Source organism: Bradyrhizobium sp. WSM2254 (genome assembly GCF_000472645.1).
Classification (GTDB): Bacteria; Pseudomonadota; Alphaproteobacteria; order Rhizobiales; family Xanthobacteraceae; genus Bradyrhizobium; species Bradyrhizobium niftali.
Window position 1 is genome coordinate 192,885 of record NZ_AXAB01000014.1, and the last position, 19,810, is coordinate 212,694.

A 19,810-nucleotide genomic window follows, 5' to 3' on the forward strand; every position below is an offset into this window, starting at 1 on the left:
CTACTTCGCATCCTCCAGGATCATGCTCGCGCCCTTCTCGGCGATCATCGCGGTCGGCGTGTTGGTGTTGCCCGACGTGATCGTCGGCATGATCGAGGCATCGACGATGCGAAGGCCGCTGAGGCCGTAGAAGCGCAGGCGTTCGTCGACCACCGCCATCGGATCGCTCGCCGCGCCCATCTTCGCGGTGCCGACGGGATGGAAGATGGTGGTGCCGATATCGCCCGCGGCTTTGGCGAGCGAGGCATCGTCGTCACCGACGGAAGGGCCGGGCAGATATTCGCTCGGGCGATATTTTGCGAGCGCCTTCTGCTGCATCAGCCGCCGGGTGGTGCGGATGGCGTCGGCGCCGACCTGGCGGTCGTCGTCGGTTGACAGATAGTTCGGTGCGATGATCGGCTTCTCGTCCGGGCTCGCCGCGCGCAGCCGCACGGTGCCGCGCGAGGTCGGCTGGAGATTGCAGGCGCTCACCGTGATGGCGGGGAAGCGGTGCAGGGGATCGCCGAACTTGTCGAGCGACAGCGGCTGCACGTGAAACTGGATGTTGGCGCGAGCGCGTGTTGCATCCGAACGCGTGAAGATGCCGAGCTGCGACGGCGCCATGGTCAGCGGACCGCGGCGGCGGACGGCGTAGTCGAGCCCCATCAGGCCGCGGCGGAACAGGTTGTAATAGGTCTCGTTCAGCGTGCGCACGCCCTCGACCTTGTAGATCGCGCGCTGTTGGAGATGATCCTGAAGATTGCGGCCGACGCCGGGCCTGTCCATCACCACGTCGATGCCGAGCGGCGACAGCCAGTCGGCAGGCCCGATGCCGGAGCGATGCAGCACCTGCACCGAGCCGATCGCGCCTGCCGACAGGATCACCTCGCGCTTCGCGCGCGCCTCGATGACCTCGCCGTTCTGGATGAAGCGCACGCCGACGGCGCGGCCCTGCTCGATGATGAGGCGGTCGACCAGCACGTGCTTCTCGAGCCGCAGGTTGGGCCGGTTCAGCGCGGGCTTGAGGAAGCCGCGCGCCGACGACCAGCGTCGGCCGCGCTTCTGGTTGACGTGGAAATAGCTCGTGCCTTCGTTGTCGCCGGTGTTGAAATCGGGGATGCGCTTGATCCCCATTTCTTCCGCGGCATCGCCGACGGCGTCGAGAACGTCCCACGATATCCGCGGCGGCTCGATGCGCCAGCCGCCGCCGACACCGTGATGCTCGCTCGCGCCCAGGAAGTGATCCTCGATCCGCCTAAACAGCGGCAGCACGTCGTCATAGCCCCAGCCGGTCATGCCGAGCTGGCGCCAGTGGTCGTAATCGGCGGCCTGTCCGCGCATCGAGATCATGGCGTTGATCGCGGAGCAGCCGCCGATCACCTTGCCGCGGGGATAGGCCAGCGCGCGGCCGTTCAGGCCCGGCTCGGCCTCCGTTTTGAACATCCAGTCCGAGCGCGGATTGCCGATCGCGAAGAGATAGCCGACCGGAATGTGGAACCAGATCCAGTTGTCGTCACCGCCGGCTTCGAGAATGAGAACGCGGTTTTTCGGATCGGCCGACAGGCGGTTGGCGAGAATGCAGCCCGCCGTGCCCGCCCCAACGACAATGTAGTCAAACTCACCTTCAAGCCGCCTTGGCATTCTGCTTCCACCCAAACAGGCGTCATGCCCGGGCTCGTCCCGGACATCCACGCGCTTTCTGTCCTAATAGGCAGACGCAGCGGATCGGGACAAGCCCGGCCATGACGAGAGGACAGGGCTCCCCCCGATCCGTAGCGGTTAGGTGGACTGCGGCTTGCATGGTAGACAGTCCTGTATTCCCAACAGAGCTTGAGACCATCCATGCCCATCGTGAACCGCGTCGCCGACCTTCAACCCGATATTCAGGCCTGGCGCCGGGACATCCACCAGCACCCCGAATTGCTGTATGACGTTCACCGCACCGCAGCATTCGTTGCGGACCGGCTGCGCGAGTTCGGCTGCGATGAGGTCGTGACCGGCCTCGGCCAGACCGGCGTGGTCGGCGTGATCAAGGGCAGCAAGCCGGCCGGCGACGGGCTCAAGGTGATCGGCATGCGTGCCGATATGGATGCCCTGCCGGTCGATGAGCAGACCAACCTGCCTTACGCTTCCAAGACTCCGGGCAAGATGCACGCCTGTGGCCATGACGGCCACACCGCGATGCTGCTCGGTGCGGCCCGCTACCTCGCCGAGACCCGCAACTTCGCCGGCGATGCCGTCGTGATCTTCCAGCCGGCCGAGGAGGGCGGCGCCGGCGGCGCGGCCATGGTCAAGGACGGCCTGATGGAGCGCTTCGGCATCGAGCAGGTCTACGGCATGCATAACGGCCCGGGCATCCCGATCGGCTCGTTCGCGATCCGGCCGGGTCCGATCATGGCGGCGACCGACGAAGTCGACATCATGATCGAGGGCCTCGGCGGCCATGCCGCGCGTCCGCACAAATGCATCGACTCCGTTCTGGTCGGCGCGCAGGTGATCACGGCCTTGCAGTCGATCGTGGCGCGCAGCGTCGATCCGCTGGAATCCGCCGTGATCTCGATCTGCGAATTCCACGCCGGCAATGCCCGCAATGTCATTCCGCAGACCGCGACGCTGAGGGGCACCATCCGCACGCTGTCGCCGGAGGTGCGCAAGCTGGTCGAGAAGCGCGTGCACGAAGTGGTGGCGGGCGTGGCGCAGATCACCGGCGCCAAGATCGACCTGCACTACAAGCGCAACTATCCCGTCGTGAACAACCACGCCGCGGAGACCGAGGTGGCGCGGCGTATCGCGAGGCAGGTCGCGGGCGATGCCAACGTGCACGAGATGCCCCCGCTGATGGGCGGCGAGGATTTTGCCTATATGCTGGAAGCGCGCCCCGGCGCCTTCATCTTCTGCGGCAACGGCGACAGCGCCGGCCTGCATCACCCCGCCTACAATTTCAACGACGAGGCGATCGTGTTCGGCACGTCGTACTGGGTCAAGCTGGTCGAGGAATCGCTCGCGGCGTCTTAAAGCCTAGCCAGAAGCACATATGAAAAGGGCCCGTGCATCGCACGGGCCCTTTGTTTTGAGGATCTGATCGGCTCAGAAGATCCGCGAGAAGATCACGTAGAGCGTGGCCGACAGCATGATCGCGCAGGGCAGCGTCAGCACCCAGGCCATCAGCAGGTTGCGGATGGTCGCCATCTGCAGGCCCGAGCCGTTCGCGGCCATGGTGCCGGCGACGCCTGACGACAGCACGTGGGTGGTCGAGACCGGCAGGCCGAACACGTCGGCGGCGCCGATCGTGGCCGCGGCGACGAGCTCGGCGGAGGCGCCTTGCGCATAGGTGAGATGGGTCTTGCCGATCTTCTCGCCGACCGTGATCACGATGCGCTTCCAGCCGATCATGGTGCCGAGACCGAGCGCGATGGCGACCGCGATCTTCACCCAGTTCGGGATGAACTTCGTGGCGCTATCGAGCCCGCCCTTGTAGGCGTTCAAGGTCGCGACCTCTTCCTTGTTGAGGTCGTTTTCTTTGTCCTTCATCAGGAAGCGGATGGCTTCCGAGGTCAGGTACATGTCGTTACGGGTGTTGCCGACCACTTCCGCCGGTACCTTGTTGAGCGAGCCGTACTTCACGACCTGGTCGCCGACATCCTTCACCAGCACCGACAGCGAGGGGTAGGTGCCTTCGCTGATGTGGTGCGAGGTGATGTACTGCGTCACCGCAGGACGGGGATCGCCTATGATCGAGTGACCGGCGCCCTTGGCCGCGATCACCTTGGAGGCGGCCTCCGAGACCTTCTGGAACTGGGCGACCTGGGATTCCGGCAGCGCGCGGTTGAGCGCGTAGGCGGTCGGCACGGTTCCGATCAGGATCAGCATGATCAGGCCCATGCCCTTCTGGCCGTCGTTCGAGCCGTGGGCGAAGCTGACGCCGGTGCAGGTCGCGATCAGCAGGCCGCGGATCCAGAGCGGCGGCGCCTTGTTGCCTTCGGGCGCGGCATAGAGCGCAGGGTTGCGCACGATGAACTTGAGGAGCAGCAGCAGCACGGCGGCGCAGATGAAGCCGAACAGCGGCGACAGCAGCAGCGCGTAGCCGATCTCGGTGGCCTTGCTCCAGTCGACGCCCGTGGTGCCGTCGCGGCCGCGCATCACGGCGTTGGCGATTCCGACGCCGATGATCGAGCCGATCAGCGTGTGCGAGGAGGAAGCGGGCAGGCCGAAATACCAGGTACCGAGGTTCCAGAGGATCGCGGCGATCAGCAGCGCGAACACCATCGCGAAGCCGGCGCTGGAGCCGACCTGGAGGATCAGCTCGACCGGCAGCAGCGAGACGATGCCGAAGGCGACCGCGCCGGAGGACAGCAGCACGCCGAGGAAGTTGAAGAAGCCCGACCACATCACGGCGACTTCGGCCGGCAGCGAATGGGTGTAGATCACGGTCGCCACCGCGTTGGCGGTGTCGTGGAAGCCGTTGACGAATTCGAAGCCGAGCGCGATCAGCAGCGCGACGAACAGCAGGATGTAGGGCAGGAAGGTCGTCACCCGCGTGCCGGTCGCGTTGACGTCGGCATAGATGCTGTAGGCGACGAACAGCAGGCCCGCGGCGAGGATGCCGAAGAACAGGATCATCGTCAGCGGATTGAAGCCCTTGTCGAGATTTGGCCGCGAGGCCGGCTGGATCGGCGCGGGATCGGCTACCGCGCGGTCGAATGCTACATCGGTCATGTCAGGACGCCCCTTAACTTTCAGGTAAGGGTATTGTCCGCGATGGATTTGAAGGCTGGATGACAAGCGGTGGTTGAAAGGCGTTTTCCCGCCGTTATTTAGGCGGCGCGCGCGGATTTCTTCTGTAAGTTGGCCGCGATCTTCAGATCTTCGACAAAACGCTGATATTCCAGCACTTTGGCTTCCGGGTCGGGCAGCCGCAGCAGATAGGACGGGTGCACCGTCACCAGCGCCTTGCGGCCGTCGGGAAGGTCGATCAGCCGGCCGCGGGTCTTGCCGATCGGGGTGATCTTGCCGAACACGCTTTGCGCGGCGGTGGCGCCCATCGCCACGACGAGATCGGGTTGAACGGCCGCCAGCTCCCGCTCATACCATTGCCGGCATGCCCGGATCTCCTGTGTATTCGGCTTCTGATGCAGGCGGATTTTTCCGCGCGGCACGAATTTGAAGTGTTTGACCGCGTTGGTGACATAGACCTTCTTGCGATCGACGCCGGCTTCCTCCAGCGCGCGGTCGAGCATCTGGCCGGCGGGGCCGACGAAGGGATGGCCGGCGAGGTCTTCCTTGTCGCCGGGCTGCTCGCCGACCAGCATGATGGTGGCGTCTTTCGGCCCCTCGCCGAACACGGTTTGCGTCGCGTCCTTGTAGAGCGGGCAGGCACGGCAATGCGCGGCCTGCTCGCGCAGCGCTTCGAGATCCTTGGCGGCTGCTTTGTGTCCCATGATGGCTTCCGGACGTGGGGAAATCCGTCCGCCGGTCCAGCGTTCGGCATCGGCGAGCAGGGGTCCAAGTATCGATCCAAGTGTTGATCCAAGCGTCGATGCGTCCTGGAGGTTCCTCCGGCGCTTCACCGGCGCGTCGGTTGTGGTCAGCCGGTCAGGCTGGAAATGGCGCCGCCAGGTTTCCTCCAGGCGCCCTGGGGCCGGCCACTCCGCCCGGCTGATCCCAGGCGTGAAGGAGATCGCGTGACCGTTCCAATGGGCACAAACGTCAGGCGTGAGGATCGACCAGGGCATGTCGGCAAAACGACGTGCGAAGAACGGCGCGGCGAATGCGACGATGTGATGCTCCGGCTCGAACCAGGCGGCGTAATGCGCCTTCTGCTCGCGCCCGATCTCGCGGAAGCGGACGAGATCGCGCATCCGCTGCGCATCGCGCTGCACCGCGCCTGCCATCGTGATTATCTGCGCCACGTCGGGATCGCTCATCGTTGCGAGCAGGTCGTGATCGACCTTCAACCGCCAGAGCAGGCGATAGAGCAGCGCAAAACGCTCGCCCTCGCGATGCAGGATCGCGACGCGGGCAAGCTCGATGAAATTGGCCGGCACGGTGAACGTGCTCTCGGTCTCGATCGGCGGAAGGCTCGGCGCTTCGGACAGGCCGGGCGGCATCTGGTCTTCCGTCTGGCCTTGCACGTGCCACACCACGTCCGCCGGGGCGACGTGATGCAGGGCGAATGCGCGAGCGGCTTTGCGCCAGCCGTCGAAATCGGTCTCGCTGTTCAGGGTGACGAGGTACATGGCACTCGAATCCTCTTGATTCCGCTCATGAATCCGAAGGCGCGCCAATTCGATTGACTCTCAGGGCGCCGTTAGCTTTATATTAGAACATATCATGAACAAATGAGCCAGCCGCGGGTTCTTATTTTTGAGCCACGGCACCTATCTCAAAGGAGCGGCGAGCATGAGCGGCGCACGCATGAGCGCGCTTGCGACCCTGCGCGGCCAGATCGAGCGCATCGAGACGGCGGAGGTCGTGCATCAGCGCGATCGCGTCGCGCTTGGCCACGGCGAGGTCGACAGCGCGCTGAAGGGCGGACTTGCGCGTGCGGCGATCCACGAGGTGTTTTGCGAGGGGCGCCAGGGCGCCGCCGCGACCGGGTTTGTCATGGGCGTTGCGGGACGCGTGACCGCGCGCCGGCCGCTGCTGTGGGTGCGGCAGGATTTTTCGGAACTGGAAGCCGGCGCGCTGTCGATGAGCGGGCTCGCCGAACTCGGCCTCGACCCGCGCCGCGTGGTGATGGTGCGCGCGGCCGATGTGGAGAGTGCGCTGCGCACTTCGGCCGATGCACTCGCCTGCGATGCGCTCGGCGCGGTCGTGCTCGAGCTCTGGGGCGAGACGCGGCAGTTCGATCTCGTGGCGAGCCGCAAGCTGACGCTGGCCGCGCAAGGCTCCGGCGTCACCGGCCTGCTGCTGCGGATGGCCGCGCAGCCGCTGCCCTCGACCGCGGAGACGCGATGGATGCTGCGTGCGGCGCATTCGCCGCCTGGCTCGATGTGGAGCGCCTGGGGCGCGCCGCGCTTCGATGCCGAGCTGTTGCGCAATCGTCATGGCCCATGCGGCCGGTGGATCATGGAATGGAAATGTGATGAGTGCCAGTTCAGTGAATCGTCGGCGTATCCTCAGCCTGTGGCTGCCGCACCTGCCCATCGAGCGGATCCAGCGGTTCCTTGGCAGCGCCGGACTGGGTAATAATCCTGAACCCAGCGTCGTCGTCATCAAGGACACCAATGCGCTGGTGATCCATGCGCTCGACGATGCGGCGTCGCGTCTCGGGCTGCATATTGGCCAGCCCTTGGCCAATGCCCGGGCGATGTGCCCGGACTTGCGGGTGTTCGATGCCGATGTCGTCGCCGATGCGAAGACGCTGAGCGACATCGCCGACTGGTGCGACCGTTTCACGCCGCTGGTTGCGCTCGATCCGCCGCACGGGCTGTTTCTTGATATCACCGGCTGCGCGCATCTGTTCGGCGGGGAAGCCGCGCTGTTGCAGACGCTGGTTCGCGCGCTCGGCCGACAAGGCTTTGCCGTCAGCGCTGCGATTGCCGGTACCTCGGTCTGCGCGCGGACGCTGACGCGCCAGGTCACAGGCACCATCGTCGCCGATGGCGGGGAAGCGGAGGCGATCAGCCGGCTGCCGGTGTCTGCGCTCGGCGCGGGCGAGGCCATCACCACCGGCCTGCGCCGCGCCGGCCTGAAGACCATCGGCGATGTCGCATCGCGCAGCGCCCACGAGATCACGGCGCGGTTCGGCGCGCGGTTCTCCACGCTGCTCGCGCACGCGCTGGGGCAGGGCGATGCGCCGATCAATCCGCGAAAGCCGCTGCCTGATTACATCGTGGAGAAGCGCTTTGCCGAGCCGATCGCGACCGACACCATGATCGCGATGACATTGTCGCGGCTCGCCGACACGTTGATCGCGTCCATGGAGAAGCAGGGCAAGGGCGCGCGGCGGCTGGAGGCTGCCTTCTTCCGCACCGACGGCGTGGTGCGCGCGATCATGGTCGAGGCCGGACGTCCGGTGACGCGAAGCGCGGTCATCGACCGCCTGTTCCGCGAGCGGCTCGATGCGCTCGCCGATCCCCTCGATCCCGGCTTCGGCTTCGACATGGTGCGGCTGTCGGCGAGCCGCACCGAGATCGTGGTGCAGGAGCAGCGCGATCTCGACGCCCATGTCCACGACAATGACGAGCTCGCCGCGCTGATCGACCGCATCGCCGCGCGGATCGGTGGAAAGCGCGTCGTCGTGCACCTGCCGCAGGACACGCATATCCCTGAATGTGCGGTGACGGCCGCGCCGGCGCAGCATCATCTCGCCGCCGCCATGCAGGCCGAATGGCCGGCACGTGTCGAGAGCGAGCCGCCGCTGCGCCCGCTCAGGCTGTTCGACAAGCCGGAGCCGGTGACAGTGCCGTTCGCGACCGTGCCGGATGGTCCGCCGCATCAATTCACCTGGCGGCGCGCGCTGCATGCGGTGGTGCGGGTGGAGGGGCCCGAACGCATCGCGATGGAATGGTGGCGGCAGGACGGCAAGCAGTTGACGCGGGATTATTTCCGCATCGAGGATGCCGAGGGGCTGCGTTTCTGGATTTTTCGCGATGGTCTTTACGAGGGGGAGGTGTTCGACGGCGACGGCAAGCCGGTTCCTCCCGGCTGGTATGTGCACGGTCTCTTCGCATGACTACGCTCGATTATGCCGAGATCGGCATCACCACCAATTTCTCCTTCCTGCGCGGCGGTTCGGATCCGCGGGCCTATGTGCATCAGGCAAGTATCCTCGGCATTGCCGCGATCGGCATCGCCGATCACAACACGCTTGCCGGCGTGGTGCGGGCCTACAAGGAGCTCGACAATGACAAGGTGCTGCACAAGCCAAAGCTGCTGATCGGCGCGCGCATCGTCTTCATCGACGGCACGCCCGACATTTTTGTCTATCCGCGCGACCGCGCAGCCTATGGCCGGCTCTGCCAGCTTCTCACCCGGGGCAAGCGCGGCGACGACATCACGCGGATCGAGAAGGGCGAGTGCCGCCTTGCCTTCTCCGATCTCCTCGCGTTTTCGGAAGGCCAACTCCTGGTCCTGACCCTGCCGCATCGCTTCGAGCCGGCGCGGGCGCTGGATGTTCTTGCAAAGCTCAAAGCGACCCGCGCCGATGGCGTGTGGCTGGCGGCGAGCCTGGTCTATCGCGGCGATGACCGACGCCGCCTGGCGCGGCTCGATGATCTCGCGGGAAAAGCAAAGGTGCCGCTGCTCGCGACCAACGAGGTGCTCTATCACGATCCCGGCCGCCGCCCCCTTCAGGACGTGCTGACCTGCATCCGCGAAAAGACCACGATCGAGGCGGTCGGACGGAAGCTCGAGGCCAATGCCGAGCGCTTTCTCAAAACTCCACGAGAAATGTCACGGCTGTTCCGTGACTTCCCCGAGGCGATCGCGGAGACCATGCGCTTTGCGAACAAGATCGACTTCTCGCTCGACCAGCTCAAATATCAATATCCGGACGAGCCGGTGCCGCCGGGCAAGACCGCGCAAGGGCATCTGGAGGATCTGACCTGGGCGGGCGTCGATAAATATTTCGCCGGCGAAATCGATGACAAGCTGCGTGCCACACTCAAGAAAGAGCTCGCGCTGATCGCCGAGCTGAAATACGCGCACTACTTCCTCACCGTGCACGACATCGTCCATTATGCGCGCAGCCAGAACATCCTGTGCCAGGGCCGCGGCTCGGCGGCGAATTCGGCCGTGTGCTACGTGCTCGGCATCACCTCGGTCGACCCGACCAAGGTCGATCTCTTGTTCGAGCGCTTCATCTCCAAGGAGCGGCTGGAGCCGCCCGACATCGACGTCGATTTCGAGCATTCGCGGCGCGAGGAGGTGATGCAATATGTCTATCGCCGCTATGGCCGTCACCGCGCCGCGATCATCGCCACGATCATCCATTATCGTCCGCGCAGCGCCATCCGCGACGTCGGCAAGGCGCTGGGTCTGACCGAGGACGTCACCGCCGCGCTCGCCGACACCGTCTGGGGGAGCTGGGGCAGTGGCCTCAACGACATGCAGGTCAAGCAGGCCGGGCTCGATCCGCAAAACCCCATGATCAACCTCGCGGTCGAGCTTGCGACCGAGTTGATCGAATTCCCGCGTCATCTCTCCCAGCATGTCGGCGGCTACGTGCTCACCCAGGACCGGCTCGACACCTATGTGCCGATCGGCAACGCCGCGATGGACGACCGCACCTTCATCGAATGGGACAAGGACGACGTCGACGCACTCAACATGATGAAGGTCGACGTGCTCGCGCTCGGCATGCTGACCTGCATCCGCAAATGTTTTGATCTGATTGCGGACCACAAGGGCGAGCACTGGGTTCTGGCGAGCGTTCCGCAGGACGATCCCAAAGTCTACGACATGCTGTGTGACGGGGAGTCGCTCGGCGTGTTCCAGGTCGAGAGCCGCGCCCAGATGAACATGCTGCCGCGCCTGAAGCCGCGGACGTTCTACGACCTCGTGATCGAGGTCGCGATCGTGCGGCCGGGGCCGATCCAGGGCGACATGGTGCATCCGTATTTGCGGCGGCGGAACGGCCAGGAGAAGGTGAGCTATCCCTCGCCATCACCCGAGCATGGTCCCGCGGACGAGCTCTACAGGGTGCTGCACAAGACGAAGGGCGTGCCGCTGTTCCAGGAGCAGGCGATGCGCATCGCGATCGAGGCGGCCAAATTCACCCCCGAGGAGGCCAACGGCCTGCGCCGTTCGATGGCGACCTTCCGCAATGTCGGCACCATCGGCACATACGAGGACAAGCTGATCGGCAACATGGTCGCGCGCGGCTACGATCCCAACTTCGCCAAAAGCTGCTTCGACCAGATCAAGGGCTTTGGCAGTTACGGCTTTCCTGAGAGTCACGCGGCGAGCTTTGCGCAGCTCGTCTACATTTCGTCATGGCTGAAATATTATCACCCTGATGCGTTCTGCTGCGGCCTTTTGAACTCGCAGCCGATGGGTTTCTACGCGCCGGCCCAGATCGTCGGCGATGCCCGCAAGAACGGCGTCGAGGTGCGTGACATCGACGTGTCCTACAGCTTTGCGCAGAGCACGCTGGAGAATACTGGCGGCAGATATTGCGCCGTGCGCCTGGGCTTCCGCCAGATCGACGGTTTTCATTGGCTCGATGAAGACGAAGAGAGGTTGAAACGTTCTCAGCTGTCATTCCAGGGCGCGCCGCATGGCGCGAGCCCGGAATCCATTGGATCGCATACGCCTGGCGGAATGGATTCCGGGCTCGACGCTGGCGCGTCGCCCCGGAATGACAAGAAGGAAGACTGGGCCGACCGCATCGTTGCCGCCCGCAACCGCCGTCCCTTCACCTCGCTGGAAGACTTCGCCCGCGACACCGGCCTGCCCAAGCGCGCGCTGATCCTGCTCGCCGATGCCGACGCGTTCCGCTCGCTCGGGCTCGATCGCCGCGAGGCGCTGTGGCAGGTGCGGCGGCTGCCCGACGGCGTGCCGTTGCCGCTGTTCGAGGCCGCCACCGCCCGTGAGCAGCCCGACGAGCACGCAAAGCCATTGCCCGTGATGCCGCGCCCTGAGCATGTGGTCGCGGACTACCAGACCATCCGGCTGTCGCTGAAGGGCCACCCGATGGAATTCCTGCGCGAGATGTTTTCGCGCGAGCGCGTCGTCGCCTGCAAGGATGTCAATCATCAGAACGAGCGGCGCCGCGTCCGCTGCGCCGGCGTGGTGCTGGTCCGGCAGCGGCCGGGCAGCGCCAGCGGCGTCGTGTTCATGACGCTGGAGGACGAAACCGGCATCGCCAATGTCGTGGTGTGGCCCAAGATCATGGAGCAGTACCGCAAGGAAGTGATGGGCGCGCGCCTCATCCTGGTCGAAGGCTATATCCAGAGCAGCCCCGAGAAGGTGACGCATCTCATCGCCCAGCGCTTGGTCGACCGCTCGCACGATCTGATCGGCCTTGCCAACGAATCGCTGACCCGCAAGCATCCGGTGCCATCAGGCGCCGCGCTGATCGAGCCTCTCAACGACGACCGCCGCGATCACGCGGACGCGCCGGCGCAGAAAATGCGCCACCCCCGCAACGTCCGCATCCTGCCGCCGTCGCGGGATTTTCATTGAGGATGTCATCTCTCTCCCACGTCGTCCTGGCGAACGCCAGGACCCATTACCCCAACGGGTCGTTGTTACGCTCGCCGATGGCCACGCAACTGGGAGTTTTCGCCAAACTGCTCTCGGTGGCTATGGGTCCTGGCGTTCGCCAGGACGACGCCGAGTTTGTTGAGCGATCGCGCTCCACGCTCTCAGTCGTCATGCCCGGGCTTGACCCGGGCATCCACGTCTTTCTGCGCGCGGCGGCGCGTGGATGGCCGGGTCAAGCCCGGCCATGACGGCGAGGGAGTCCCGCGCGCGCGCCTCTAAAAATTCACCCGGTTCGAGATCGCCCCGTCCACGACGAGATTGGAGCCGGTCGTGAACCCCGACACCGGGCTTGCCAGAAACACCGCGGCGCTTGCGATCTCCTGCGGCGTTGCCATGCGGCCGGTAGGGTTGCGCTTCATCGCATCCTTGTAGCGCTCGGGCATGTTCTGCTCGATCATCTCCCAGACGCCGCCCTTGAAATAGACGGTGCCGGGCGAGACCACGTTGACGCGGATCTTTTTCTTCGCGTATTGCCGCGCCAGCCCCTTGGCCATGTGGATCAGCGCCGCCTTGATCGGGCCGTAGGAGCTGGCGAGATCGGCCTGTGCGGCCGAGATCGAGGAGATGATGACGAAGGCGGCGTCACCGCTTGTCTCGCCGCTCGCTTCGAGGAACGGTCGCGCGGCATCGAATGCATGCACGGCGCCGAGCACGTCGAGCCGGAAATTCTGCTCCCAGGACGCCGCATCGTGACCTTGCGCCATCGCGCCGGCATTGGAGAACAGCATGTCGATGCCGCCGAGCTCTTTGGCAGCGCCCTCGACCCAGGATTTCAGCGCCGCGCCGTCGGTGACGTCGACCGGGCTGCCGGTGGCGCGGATACCGCTCGCCTTCAGCTCAGCGACGGTGGCCGCAACCTGATCCGCGTTGCGCGCGCATACCGCGACATTGGCGCCTTCGCCGGCCAGTGTCGCCGCAATCGCCCGCCCGATGCCGCGCGTGCCGCCGAGGACGATGGCGTTCTTTCCCTTGAGACCGAGATCCATTGTTTTGTTTTCCTTGTTGTTGGTCGCGCACCGTCGTCGCGAACGAAGCGCAGTGCCTCTCCAATGTCGTCCTGGCGAAAGCCAGGACCCATTACCACAAACTTCCGTTGCTGTGCGATGTTGTGGCCAGACGTGTTGTAACAACATTCGACCGGGGTAATGGGTCCTGGCTTTCGCCAGGACGACACCGAGCGTGTGGTTGATTGCTTCGCCCGCGGCGACGACCTCACTCCGGCGCCGCCCCCACCGGCGGGCCGCCGGGCGGGCGGTGCAGGTAGGTCAGCGAGACGTAGGCGCCGGCCCAGGAGCCGAGCGCCGCGAAAGCGACATAGAAGGCGTTTTCCGTGTAGCTGATCACCGCGTAGGAGGAGAGCATGTACCAGACCGCGCTCCAGTTCGCCGCTGGCACGCGCTTGCGCGCGATCACGGCCGAGGTGAACATGACATAGACCGCGTCGGTGGCCGCCGTTGCGATGAACACGGCGCCGGCGGTAAGGGGATCGATGGCGGCCATTGCATTCCTTTCTGCGATCGTGACATGGTCGCGAAAAGTACAGCATGATCCGGAAAAATGCGCAGCGGTTTTCCGGAAGGATCCGTACTTTAAAACAATAGCCCGAAAGGGAGAGACGCGGCCATGCAAAGCCCCGCCGATATTCTCAAGGGTATCTGGACCTCCGTTGGCGGCGATCCTGTCGCGCTCGAACGTGTACGGCTGACCGGCGAGGAGCCGCAGATCCCGTCCTCGTTTCGTGTCGCTGTCGCCGGCCAAACCACAATCGCTGCCGCAGGCCTCGCCGCCGCCGAAATCTGGCGACTGCGAAGCGGTGAGGCGCAGGACGTCGATGTCGACATGCGCCATGCCGTGGCCGAATGCCGTTCGGAGCGCTATTTGCGCCTCGACGACAAGCCGCCGCCGCCGGCCTTGGACGCCATCGCCGGCGTCTACAGGACCAGCGATGGCCGCTTCGTCCGCTGCCACACCAACTTTCCGCATCACCGCGACGCGGTCTGCAAGGTGCTTGCCTGCGAGGCGGAGCGCGAGAAGGTGCAGGCCGCGTTGATGCAATGGAAGGGCGAGGATTTCGAGACCGCGGCTTACGCTGCAGGCGGCGTCGTTGCCCTGATGCGCTCTTACGACGAGTGGTCCGCACTGCCGCAGGCGCGTGCGCTCGCCGAACTGCCGCTGATCTCGATCGAGAAGATCGGCGAGGCCCCGCCAAGGCCGTGGCCCCACGGATTATCGAACAGTGATCGCCCTCTCGCAGGCCTCCGCGTGCTCGATCTCTCCCGCGTCATCGCAGGGCCAGTCGCCGGCCGCACGCTCGCCGCGCATGGTGCGGATGTGCTGCTGGTGTCGGGGCCGGAGCTACCCGCCATTCCCTGGCTCACCATCGACACCGGCCGCGGCAAGCTCACCACGTTCGTCGCGCTGAAGAGCGAAGCGGGCAGGGCGCAGTTGCGCGAGTTGCTAAAGGACGTCGACATTGTCTCGCAGGGCTATCGCCCGCGTGCGCTTGCCGCCCTCGGCTTCGGGCCCGAGGAGGCCGCGAAGATCAATCCCGGCATCGTCTACGTGACGCTGTCAGCCTACGGCCATGCCGGCCCCTGGGCCGAGCGGCGCGGCTTCGACTCTCTGGTGCAAACCACCACCGGCTTCAACCATGCCGAGGGGCAGGCCGCCGGCATCGACGGTCCCAAGGAACTGCCGGCACAGATACTCGATCACGCTACCGGCTATCTCATGGCGTTCGGCGCGATGATGGCCAGGGTGCGTCAGGCCCGCGAAGGCGGCAGCTGGCACGTGCGCGTGTCGCTGGCGCAGACCGGCCGCTGGCTGTGGAATCTCGGCCGGCTCGACGGCGGACTGGACACCCCGGATCTTACGGGCGAGGCCGTACATGCAGCGTTCATCGAGAGCATGCCATCTGGCTTCGGCACGTTGAAAGCGGTGCGCCATTCGGCGCTGCTGTCGAGAACGCCGGCGCAATGGAGCCATCCGGCGATGCCGCTCGGCAGTCATCCGGCACAGTGGCCGCTGAGAAGCTGACAATTAGCTTACTTGGATAGCTTACTTGGAGCTGACGCGTCGTAAAATTTTAACGCAAACGGAAAGGTGCGGGGCGTTTTTTAGGTTGTTTGAAATCTGAATTCGGCACTATTAGCGCGACCGATGAGGCAGTCATTTGCCGAGATCGTCGCAGACATGACCGGGCCCCATGGTAGTTGAAAATACCAAGCGATTGCAGGTGCTTACAAAACAACGGGTGATCACATCCGTAGTTTTACTGGCACTCGCCGGCGCCGGTGCCTATGGCTTCCTCTATGCGGGGGCCAGGGAAAAAAGTCATTCCGAGGTCTCCAGCCAGTCGCGCAGGAATGCGCAGAACTTCACGCCGACGCCGTCCGAATGGGCGACGCTGACGATCGAGCCGGTCAAGGCCAAGACCTTCCGCGCCGAATATGTCACCGAAGGCAAGGTCGCGGTCGACGAGGATCGCTCGACGCCGGTGTTCTCGCCCTATGCGGGCAGAGTCACCAAGCTGCTCGCCAAGCCGGGCGAGATGCTGAAGCAAGGTCAACCGCTGTTCACGATCGAGGCCGCCGACACCGTGCAGGCCCAGAACGATTTCATCGCGGCGATGACCTCGCAGAACAAGGCGAAGTCGGCAATCGATCTTGCCGACATCCAGTTCAAGCGGGCCAAGGATCTCTATGAGGGCCACGCCATTCCGCTGAAGGACTATCAGCAGGCGGAAGCCACCCAGGTTCAGGCGCAGAACGACATGCGCTCCTCGGCGACGGCGCTGGAAGCCGCACGCAACAAGCTGCGGATTCTCGGCTTCACCGACGAGACCATCAAGGTATTCCAGGACAAGGGCGTCATCGATCGGGAGATCACGATCTACTCGCCGATCTCCGGCACGGTCGTGCAGCGCAAGATCGGCCCGGGCCAGTACGTCAATTCCGGCGCCAGCGATCCGGTCTTCGTGATCGGCGACCTCTCCACGGTCTGGCTCACCGCCTTCGTGCGCGAGAGCGATGCGGCCGCCGTATGCATCGGGCAGGACATCACCGTCAACGTGATGGCGCTGCCGGGGCGGCCGCTGACCGCCAAGATCAACTACGTCGCCGCCGCGATCGATCCCAGCACCCGCCGTCTGCTGGTTCGCGCCACCATCGACAACAAGGACGGCCTGCTCAAGCCGGAAATGTTCGCCAACGTCACGATCTACTCGGCTGGCGACCGTGCGGCACCGGCGGTGCCGAAACAGGCGCTGATCTATGAAGCCGACAAGGTTCGCATCTGGGTGGCGCGCGAGGACAAGTCGGTCGAGCTGCGCCAGATCAAGATCGGCCTCATCAACGGCAACCTCGTCGAAGTCACGAGCAACCTGAAGCCCGGCGAGCAGATCGTCACCAAGGGCAGCTTGTTCATCGACCGCGCGGCGTCCGGCAGCTGATCGACGACCCAAAAACTGACAACAAACTGAAGAGCTGAATGGATCGTCTCGTCGCCCTTGCCGTCAACCGGCGCTTCCTGATGGTCGGCATGTTCGTTGCCGTGCTGATCGGCGGCCTGATCGCGTTCAACCAGCTCAACATCGAGGCCTATCCCGACCCGACCCCGCCGATGGTCGACATCGTGACGCAGAGCCCGGGCCTGTCGGCCGAGGAAATCGAGCGTTACATCACGATCCCGATCGAGACCCAGGTCGCGGGTCTGAAGAACCTCACGACCATCCGCACCATCTCGCTCTACGGCCTCTCCGACATCAAGCTCCAGTTCTCCTTCGCCTACACCTATGACGAAGCGTTGCAGCAGGTCTTGAACCGCCTGGCGCAGCTCGCGCCGCTGCCGGGCAATGTGCAGCCGCAGATCTCGCCGCTCAGCCCGATCGGCGAGATCTTCCGCTACCGCCTGGTCGGCCCGCCGAACTACAGCGTGCTCGACCTCAAGACCATCCAGGACTGGATCCTCCAGCGCCGCTTCCGCGCCGTGCCTGGTGTCATCGACGTCACCGGCTGGGGCGGCAAGAGCAAGACCTACGAGCTCCAGGTCGACTTCAACAAGCTCGTCGCCAACGGCCTGACGCTGCCGCAATTGCTCCAGGCGGTCGGCAATGCGAACGTCAATGTCGGCGGCAACACCGTCAATATCGGCCAGCAATCGGCCGTGGTGCGCGGCGTCGGCCTGATACGTTCGATCGACGACCTTGCCAATACCATGGTCTCGCAGACCAACGGCAACCCGGTGCTGGTCAAGGACGTCGCCACCGTCACCGTCGATCAGAAGCCTCGCCTCGGCATTGCCGGCATCGACGATGCCGACGACATCGTGCAGGGCATCGTCCTGATGCGCCGCGGCGAGCAGAGCTCGCCAACCATCAAGCGCGTCCACCAGCTCGTTCAAACCATCAACGACTCAAGCATCCTGCCGCCCGGCGTGCGCATCGAGCGCATCTACGACCGCGGCGACCTGATCGAGCTCACCACCCACACCGTGCTGCACAACATGGTGGTCGGCATCCTCCTGATCGTGCTGTTGCAGTGGATCTTCCTCGGTGACCTGCGCAGCGCGCTGATCGTCGGCGCCACCATTCCGTTCGCGCTGTTCTTCGCGGTGATCATCCTGGTGCTGCGCGGGGAATCGGCGAACCTGCTGTCGGTCGGTGCGATCGACTTCGGCCTGATCGTCGATGCCACCGTCATCATGGTGGAAGCGATCTACCGCCGCCTGACGCAGACGACGCCGGTGTCCGAATCCGAGCATATGTCGTCCGAGACGCTGTTCGGCATGAAGAGCCACGCCATCCTCAGCGCCGCGGCCGACGTGTCGCGCTCGATCTTCTTCGCCGCCGCCATCATCATCGCGGCCTTCCTGCCGCTGTTCACGCTCTCCGGCGTCGAAGGCAACATCTTCGGGCCGATGGCGCGCACCTACGCCTATGCGCTTGCCGGCGGGCTGCTGGCCACCTTCACGGTGACGCCTGCGCTGTCCGCGATCATCCTGCCCGCGCATGTCGAGGAAACCGAGACCAGGGTCATGCTGATCCTGCACCGGATCTACATGCCGGTGCTGCATTGGGCTGTCGCCAATCGCGGCATCATGCTCGGCGGTGCGGTCGGTCTCGTGCTGATGACGGTGGCGCTCAGCCGGCTGCTCGGCCTCGAATTCCTGCCCAAGCTGGAAGAGGGCAATCTCTGGATCCGCGCCACGCTGCCGCCGACCATCTCGCTCCAGGAAGGCAACACCTACGTCAACGAGATGCGCAAGGTGATCCGCGCCCGGCCCGAGGTGGAATCCGTGGTGTCGCAGCACGGCCGTCCCGACGACGGCACCGACGCGGCCGGCTTCTTCAACGCCGAGTTCTTCGCGCCGCTCAAGCCCGTGAGCCAATGGCCCGGCACACGCGACAAGGAAGAGCTGACCGCGCAGCTGTTGAAGCAGCTCGACGACCGCTTCCCCGGCGTCGAATTCAACTTCTCGCAATACCTCCAGGACAACGTCTCCGAAGCCGTCTCCGGAGTGAAGGGCGAGAACTCGATCAAGCTGTTCGGCAGCGATCTGCAGGCGCTCACCGACACCGCCAACAAGATTAAGCAGGTGCTGTCGACCGTGCAGGGTGTCACCGACCTTGCGGTGTTCACCTCGCTCGGCCAGCCGACCATCCAGATCGACATCGACCGCGCCAAGGCCGCGCGCTACGGCCTCGCACCGGGCGACATCAACGCCACCATCAAGGTCGCGATCGGCGGCGACACCGCGGGCGATCTCTACGAGCCCGGAAGCGACCGCCATTTCCCGATCATCGTTCGGCTTGCACCGGAATACCGCCGGAGCGCGGAGGCGATCCAGAATTTGCGCATCGGGGCGCCCGGCCCCAACGGCACCGTCACGCAGATCCCGTTGAGCGAGGTCGCCAGCATCAGCCTCGTCTCCGGTGCGGCCTACATCTATCGCGAGCAGCAGGAGCGCTACCTGCCGATCAAGTTCTCGGTGCGCGAGCGCGATCTCGGCAGCGCGATCCGCGAGGCGCAGCAGAAGATCGCCGACCAGGTGCAGCTGCCGCCCGGCTCGCACATGGACTGGGTCGGCGAATTCGGCAATCTCCAGGACGCGATCCGGCGCCTGTCGATCGTGGTGCCGATCTCGCTGGCGCTGATCGGCGTCCTGCTCTGGTTCAATTTCGGCTCGATGACCGACACGCTGCTAGCGATGAGCGTGATCCCGATGGCGATCTTCGGCGGCGTGCTCGGGCTGTTGATCACCGGCACCGCGTTCAGCGTCTCCGCGGCGATCGGCTTCATCGCGCTGTTCGGCATCGCGGTGATGGACGGCATCATCATCCTGTCGCAGTTCAATCAGCTCATCGAGGAAGGCATGGACCGCGTGAGCGCGGTGATCCGCACCGGCGAGCTTCAGCTTCGGCCCGTGCTGATGACCTGCGTCGTCGCCGGCGTCGGCCTCTTGCCCGCTGCGCTGTCGGAGGGCATCGGCTCGCAGGTGCAGAAGCCGCTTGCGGTCGTCGTCGTCACCGGCATGATGCTGGCGCCGGTCGTGATCCTGGTGACGCTGCCGGTGCTGATCTCCTTCTTCTCCCGCCGCGCGCGCTGATCGCGGGCGGCCGTCG

The 19,810-nt window shown here is 65.0% G+C and carries 12 protein-coding genes; 7 read left to right on the forward strand and 5 right to left on the reverse strand.

Annotated features, from left to right (window positions below; translation table 11 throughout):
* Complete coding sequence (locus tag A3M7_RS0111700; protein ID WP_027544114.1) at window positions 1-1,620, reverse strand: GMC family oxidoreductase; 1,620 nt, start codon at window positions 1,618-1,620, stop codon at window positions 1-3.
* Between the two features lie 201 nt (window positions 1,621-1,821).
* Here A3M7_RS0111700 and A3M7_RS0111705 point away from each other — a divergent pair, with 201 nt between their 5' ends.
* Window positions 1,822-2,994 carry a M20 aminoacylase family protein gene (locus tag A3M7_RS0111705; protein WP_027544115.1) on the forward strand — a complete coding sequence of 391 codons (1,173 nt, stop codon included), beginning with the start codon at window positions 1,822-1,824 and terminating at the stop codon, window positions 2,992-2,994.
* Between the two features lie 72 nt (window positions 2,995-3,066).
* On the opposite strand, the gene A3M7_RS0111710 is transcribed toward A3M7_RS0111705, so the two are convergent.
* Together A3M7_RS0111710 and A3M7_RS0111715 are read right to left on the reverse strand one after the other, a co-directional pair.
* Complete coding sequence (locus A3M7_RS0111710) at window positions 3,067-4,695, reverse strand: inorganic phosphate transporter (protein ID WP_027544116.1); 1,629 nt, start codon at window positions 4,693-4,695, stop codon at window positions 3,067-3,069.
* 98 nt (window positions 4,696-4,793) lie between these two features.
* Window positions 4,794-6,215, reverse strand: a complete 1,422-nt coding sequence (locus A3M7_RS0111715; protein WP_027544117.1) for a UdgX family uracil-DNA binding protein — start codon at window positions 6,213-6,215, stop codon at window positions 4,794-4,796.
* 163 nt (window positions 6,216-6,378) lie between these two features.
* Here A3M7_RS0111715 and A3M7_RS0111720 point away from each other — a divergent pair, with 163 nt between their 5' ends.
* The 3 genes from A3M7_RS0111720 to A3M7_RS0111730 are packed head-to-tail and all read left to right on the forward strand — an operon-like array spanning window position 6,379 to window position 12,108.
* Window positions 6,379-7,167 carry an ImuA family protein gene (locus tag A3M7_RS0111720; protein WP_027544118.1) on the forward strand — a complete coding sequence of 263 codons (789 nt, stop codon included), beginning with the start codon at window positions 6,379-6,381 and terminating at the stop codon, window positions 7,165-7,167.
* Window positions 7,064-8,656: a DNA polymerase Y family protein gene (locus A3M7_RS0111725; protein WP_049823328.1), complete on the forward strand. Its 1,593-nt coding sequence runs from the start codon at window positions 7,064-7,066 to the stop codon at window positions 8,654-8,656. The genes A3M7_RS0111720 and A3M7_RS0111725 overlap by 104 nt, the downstream gene beginning before the upstream one ends.
* Window positions 8,653-12,108, forward strand: a complete 3,456-nt coding sequence (locus tag A3M7_RS0111730) for an error-prone DNA polymerase (RefSeq protein ID WP_027544120.1) — start codon at window positions 8,653-8,655, stop codon at window positions 12,106-12,108. The genes A3M7_RS0111725 and A3M7_RS0111730 overlap by 4 nt, the downstream gene beginning before the upstream one ends.
* A 296-nt stretch (window positions 12,109-12,404) precedes the next feature.
* Here the strand turns inward: A3M7_RS0111730 and A3M7_RS0111740 are convergent, their stop codons facing one another.
* Window positions 12,405-13,175 carry an SDR family NAD(P)-dependent oxidoreductase gene (locus tag A3M7_RS0111740; protein ID WP_027544122.1) on the reverse strand — a complete coding sequence of 257 codons (771 nt, stop codon included), beginning with the start codon at window positions 13,173-13,175 and terminating at the stop codon, window positions 12,405-12,407.
* A gap of 226 nt (window positions 13,176-13,401) precedes the next feature.
* Window positions 13,402-13,689, reverse strand: coding sequence for a hypothetical protein (locus A3M7_RS0111745; RefSeq protein ID WP_027544123.1), 288 nt, complete (start codon window positions 13,687-13,689; stop codon window positions 13,402-13,404).
* 123 nt (window positions 13,690-13,812) lie between these two features.
* Between A3M7_RS0111745 and A3M7_RS0111750 the strand changes: the two genes are divergently transcribed.
* The 3 genes from A3M7_RS0111750 (at window position 13,813) to A3M7_RS0111760 (ending at window position 19,794) form a co-directional block, all read left to right on the forward strand.
* The gene (locus A3M7_RS0111750; RefSeq protein ID WP_027544124.1) at window positions 13,813-15,225 is read left to right on the forward strand and encodes a CoA transferase; all 1,413 of its coding nucleotides are present in this window, start codon (window positions 13,813-13,815) and stop codon (window positions 15,223-15,225) included.
* A gap of 169 nt (window positions 15,226-15,394) precedes the next feature.
* Window positions 15,395-16,639, forward strand: a complete 1,245-nt coding sequence (locus A3M7_RS0111755; RefSeq protein ID WP_027544125.1) for an efflux RND transporter periplasmic adaptor subunit — start codon at window positions 15,395-15,397, stop codon at window positions 16,637-16,639.
* A gap of 38 nt (window positions 16,640-16,677) precedes the next feature.
* Window positions 16,678-19,794 carry an efflux RND transporter permease subunit gene (locus A3M7_RS0111760; protein ID WP_027544126.1) on the forward strand — a complete coding sequence of 1,039 codons (3,117 nt, stop codon included), beginning with the start codon at window positions 16,678-16,680 and terminating at the stop codon, window positions 19,792-19,794.
* The last annotated feature ends 16 nt before the right edge of the window (window positions 19,795-19,810 follow it).

What these genes read in the sequence shown, in the direction of transcription:
- A3M7_RS0111750 (WP_027544124.1), top strand. Translation starts at nt 13,813, where the DNA reads ATGCAAAGCCCCGCCGATATTCTCAAGGGTATCTGGACCTCCGTTGGC.
- A3M7_RS0111700 (WP_027544114.1), bottom strand. Translation starts at nt 1,620, where the DNA reads ATGCCAAGGCGGCTTGAAGGTGAGTTTGACTACATTGTCGTTGGGGCG.
- A3M7_RS0111740 (WP_027544122.1), bottom strand. Translation starts at nt 13,175, where the DNA reads ATGGATCTCGGTCTCAAGGGAAAGAACGCCATCGTCCTCGGCGGCACG.
- A3M7_RS0111720 (WP_027544118.1), top strand. Translation starts at nt 6,379, where the DNA reads ATGAGCGGCGCACGCATGAGCGCGCTTGCGACCCTGCGCGGCCAGATC.
- A3M7_RS0111725 (WP_049823328.1), top strand. Translation starts at nt 7,064, where the DNA reads ATGAGTGCCAGTTCAGTGAATCGTCGGCGTATCCTCAGCCTGTGGCTG.
- A3M7_RS0111705 (WP_027544115.1), top strand. Translation starts at nt 1,822, where the DNA reads ATGCCCATCGTGAACCGCGTCGCCGACCTTCAACCCGATATTCAGGCC.
- A3M7_RS0111730 (WP_027544120.1), top strand. Translation starts at nt 8,653, where the DNA reads ATGACTACGCTCGATTATGCCGAGATCGGCATCACCACCAATTTCTCC.
- A3M7_RS0111755 (WP_027544125.1), top strand. Translation starts at nt 15,395, where the DNA reads ATGGTAGTTGAAAATACCAAGCGATTGCAGGTGCTTACAAAACAACGG.
- A3M7_RS0111745 (WP_027544123.1), bottom strand. Translation starts at nt 13,689, where the DNA reads ATGGCCGCCATCGATCCCCTTACCGCCGGCGCCGTGTTCATCGCAACG.
- A3M7_RS0111710 (WP_027544116.1), bottom strand. Translation starts at nt 4,695, where the DNA reads ATGACCGATGTAGCATTCGACCGCGCGGTAGCCGATCCCGCGCCGATC.
- A3M7_RS0111715 (WP_027544117.1), bottom strand. Translation starts at nt 6,215, where the DNA reads ATGTACCTCGTCACCCTGAACAGCGAGACCGATTTCGACGGCTGGCGC.
- A3M7_RS0111760 (WP_027544126.1), top strand. Translation starts at nt 16,678, where the DNA reads ATGGATCGTCTCGTCGCCCTTGCCGTCAACCGGCGCTTCCTGATGGTC.